Here is a 3,851-nt window from a genome sequence, read left to right as displayed (position 1 = left end):
GGGCCGGTGGGGGACGCGGGGCGCACGGCGGGTACGCGCGGCGCCGGGCCGGCGCCCGGATCCGTGGCCGGACGCGCGCGCGACGGCGTGGCCACCGTGGCCGTGCCGGGTGCCGGGGGCCTGGCGGGAGCGGTGGCCACGCGGGTCCAGCCCGTACCGGCGGACCGGGACGGTGGCGTGGGCCCGCCGGGGGCGGCATCCGGGGCCGGCGCACGGCGTGCCGTGCCTTCGCCCGGCGTACCGGCGGCGCCCGGTTTCTCGGGCTCGCCGGGTTCGTCCGGTTCCGCCGGCTCGGGCGCGGGTTCCACCGCCGTGGCCGCCTTCGCGGCCCCGGCGGTCTCCTTCTCGACGGCACAGGCAGTCATGGTGCGGTCACCTCCGGCAACCGAAGCTAGGTTTCGTACTCGCTGCCGAACAACAACAGCCACCGCACTTCACACATAAGGGTGGTGATGTCCGTAACCGACGGAGAGAGCACGGGTGAGTGTGCTGTGCACGATCGCTGCGTCTAAGGTGAGGCTTTCCTTAGTGTTTCTTGTGTGACGCCTGATCTGGAGCAGAAGATGTCCCTTGGACGCCGCGGCGCAGCCGCAGTCGGCCTGGCGGTAGCAGCCGCCCTCACCCTCTCGGCCTGTGGTGGCGGCGACGGGACGGGCGGATCGGCCGAGGGGGACGCGGGCGGCGACAAGAAGGCGGCCGTCGCCACGGGCGGCAAGGACTTCGGGGACGCGGCGAAGAAGACGGCGGAGTTCGGCACGGACGCGAAGGCCGGCGAGTTCCCCCGCACGCTGACCCACGCCATGGGCACCACCGAGCTCAAGGCCGCTCCCCAGCGCGTCGTGGTCCTGGACGTCGGCGAGTTCGACAACGTCGTCTCCCTCGGCGTGAAGCCCGTCGGCTACGCCCCCTCCGAGGGCGACGCGGCCATCCCCTCGTACCTGGAGAAGAAGGCGGGCGCCCCGAAGAGCGTCGGCACGATCAACAACCTCAACCTGGAGGCGATCGCCGGCCTGAAGCCGGATCTGATCCTCGGCAGCCAGCTGCGCGCGGCCGACAAGTACGACGAGCTCTCCAAGATCGCGCCGACGGTGTTCTCCATCCGCCCGGGATTCACCTGGAAGGAGAACTACCTCCTCAACGCCGCCGCGCTCGACAAGACCGCCGAGGCGAAGGCCGAGCTGGACGCCTACGAGGCGAAGGCCCGGAAGCTGGGCGAGGACATCGGTCCCGAGAAGCCGACCGTCTCGATGGTCCGCTACCTGCCGGACCGCATCCGGCTCTACGCCAAGGCGTCCTTCATCGGCACGATCCTGGAGGACGTCGGCCTGCCGAGGCCGAAGAACCAGCAGATCGACGACCTCGCCGCCGAGATCAGCCCCGAGAACATCGACCAGGCCGACGCCGACTGGATCTTCACCGGCGTCTACGGCGACCCGAAGGCCACCAAGCGCGACACCGCCCGGTCCAACCCGCTGTGGAAGAACCTGGAGGCGGTCAAGGCGGGGCGGGCCAAGGACGTCTCGGACGAGACCTGGTACCTCGGTCTCGGCGTCACCTCCGCGAACCTGGTCCTCGACGACCTCCGCGCCGACCTGGTGAAGTGACGACCTCCGCGCCGACCTGGTGAAGTGACGGGCTCCGCGCCGGGTCGTCTGCGGCAGCTTTCCGCGCCGGGCTCTGCGGCGGTTCTCCGCGCCGGACCCGTGGAGTGAGGGGTCCGGCGGCGGACCCCTGTGACGGCCCCCGCGCCGGCCTCGTGCGGTAGCGGACCGTAACGTTCCGTGCCCGTCCGTGCGTCCGCCTCCCCCGGAGGCGCGTGCGGCCGGGCGCGCGCGGCCCCGCCCCCGGGCGGCCGGCCACTGAGGGTGCTGCTCGCCGGGCTTCCGGTGGTGCCCCCTTGGTGCTCCCCGCCAGGGACGACCGGGTACCGAGGGCAGGTAGCCTTTCCCCCGTGCCCCGTCTGTCTGAAGTCATCGCCGAGCTCGACGCCCTCTGGCCCCCCGAGCGGGCCGAAGGCTGGGACGCGGTCGGCACCGTCTGCGGCGACCCCGACGCGGAGATCGACCGGGTCCTCTTCGCCGTCGACCCGGTGCGCCGGATCGCCGAAGAGGCCCGCACCCTCGGTGCCCAGCTGATCGTCACCCACCACCCGCTCTACCTGCGGGGTACGACGACGGTCGCCGCCTCCACCTTCAAGGGCCGGGTCGTGCACGAGCTGATCAGGCACGGCATCGCCCTGCACGTCGCGCACACCAACGCCGACACCGCCGACCCCGGCGTCTCCGACGCCCTGGCCGGCGCCCTGGACCTGCGGGTCGCCGGGCCCCTCGTACCCGACCCGGCCGACCCCGCCGGCCGTCGCGGCCTCGGCCGGATCTGCGAGCTCGACCGCCCCGAGACCCTCCGCGACTTCGCCGCCCGCGCCGCCGCCCGGCTCCCCGCCACCGCGCAGGGCATCCGGCTGGCCGGCGACCCGGACGCCCTCGTGCGCCGTGTCGCGGTGAGCGGCGGCTCCGGTGACAGCCTCTTCGACGCCGTACGCGCCGCCGGTGTGGACGCCTTCCTCACCGCCGACCTGCGCCACCACCCGGCCTCCGAGGCCGTCCAGCACTCGCCGCTGGGCCTGGTCGACGCCGCGCACTGGGCCACCGAGTGGCCCTGGTGCGAGCAGGCCGCCGCGCAGCTCGACACGATTTCCGACCGCCACGGATGGGACCTGCGGGTCCACGTCTCGAAGCAGGTCACCGACCCCTGGACCACCCACCACTCTTCTGGAGCCCCCAACTGAACGCCGCGCCCGCCGACCAGATCCGACTCCTCGAAGTCCAGGCCCTCGACGTACGTCTGTCGCAGCTCTCGCACAAGCGCAACTCCCTGCCCGAGCACGCCGAGATCGACTCGCTCACCAGCGACCTCGCGCAGCTGCGCGACCTGCTGGTCGCCTCGCAGACCGAGGAGAGCGACACCGCCCGCGAGCAGACCAAGGCGGAGCAGGACGTCGACCAGGTCCGCCAGCGGGCCGTCCGCGACCAGCAGCGGCTCGACTCCGGCGCGGTCTCCTCACCGAAGGACCTGGAGAACCTCCAGCGCGAGATCACCTCGCTCGCCAAGCGCCAGGGCGACCTGGAGGACGTCGTCCTGGAGATCATGGAGCGCCGCGAGGCCGCCCAGGAGCGCGTCACCGAGCTGACCGACCGCGTGGCCGCCGTGCAGGCGAAGGCCGACGACGCGACCGCCCGCCGGGACGCCGCCACCCAGGAGCTCGACACCGAGGCCGCCACCGTCGCGAAGGACCGCGAGGTCGTCGCCGGGGCCGTCCCCGCCGACCTGCTGAAGCTCTACGACAAGCTGCGGGCCCAGCAGGGCGGTGTCGGCGCCGCCCGGCTCTACCAGCGCCGCTGCGAGGGCTGCCGCCTCGAACTGAACATCACCGAGGTCAACGACGTGAAGGCGGCGGCCCCCGACGCCGTCCTGCGCTGCGAGAACTGCCGCCGCATCCTGGTCCGTACCTCGGAGTCGGGCCTCTAATGTCCGCCCCCCGCCAGCTGGTCGTCGAGGCCGACGGAGGGTCCCGGGGCAATCCGGGGCCCGCCGGGTACGGTGCCGTCGTCATCGACCAGGACACCGCACAAGTGCTCGCCGAGGCCGCCGAGTTCATCGGCGTCGCGTCGAACAACGTCGCCGAGTACCGGGGTCTGATCGCCGGTCTCACGGCGGTGCGGAACCTGTTCCCGGACACGCCCGTGCGGGTCCGGGTCCGGATGGACTCCAAGCTGGTGGTCGAGCAGATGTCGGGCCGCTGGAAGATCAAGCACCCCGACATGAAGCCGCTCGCGGCCCGGGCCGCGGGC

At 72.9% G+C, this 3,851-nt stretch carries 4 protein-coding genes and 1 pseudogene; 4 read left to right on the top strand and 1 reads right to left on the bottom strand.

The annotated features are described in order from the left end of the window. A pseudogene (locus tag IH13_RS44730) lies at nt 1-365 on the bottom strand (hypothetical protein); the annotation flags it as partial. Nucleotides 366-563: 198 nt separating this feature from the next. Here IH13_RS44730 and IH13_RS0119025 point away from each other — a divergent pair. From IH13_RS0119025 to IH13_RS0119010, 4 genes are all read left to right on the top strand, one after another. Further along, nucleotides 564-1,604 carry an ABC transporter substrate-binding protein gene (locus IH13_RS0119025; protein WP_031086013.1) on the top strand — a complete coding sequence of 347 codons (1,041 nt, stop codon included), beginning with the start codon at nt 564-566 and terminating at the stop codon, nt 1,602-1,604. A gap of 347 nt (nt 1,605-1,951) precedes the next feature. After that, a complete protein-coding gene (locus tag IH13_RS0119020) occupies nt 1,952-2,788 on the top strand; it encodes a Nif3-like dinuclear metal center hexameric protein (RefSeq protein WP_031086011.1) in 837 nt (278 codons plus the stop codon). Further along, nucleotides 2,785-3,528, top strand: coding sequence for a zinc ribbon domain-containing protein (locus tag IH13_RS0119015; RefSeq protein ID WP_199814747.1), 744 nt, complete (start codon nt 2,785-2,787; stop codon nt 3,526-3,528). The genes IH13_RS0119020 and IH13_RS0119015 overlap by 4 nt, the downstream gene beginning before the upstream one ends. Next, nucleotides 3,528-3,851 (top strand): reverse transcriptase-like protein (locus IH13_RS0119010; protein ID WP_031086007.1); only part of this gene is annotated, 324 nt, incomplete at its 3' end. The genes IH13_RS0119015 and IH13_RS0119010, both read left to right, overlap by 1 nt.

Source organism: Streptomyces sp. NRRL WC-3549, assembly GCF_000721935.1.
Classification (GTDB): domain Bacteria; phylum Actinomycetota; class Actinomycetes; order Streptomycetales; family Streptomycetaceae; genus Streptomyces.
This window is presented reverse-complemented; position numbering and strand designations above follow the sequence as displayed.

Coding starts and splice junctions, on each gene's coding strand:
- IH13_RS0119025 (WP_031086013.1), top strand. CDS start 564: ATGTCCCTTGGACGCCGCGGCGCAGCCGCAGTCGGCCTGGCGGTAGCA.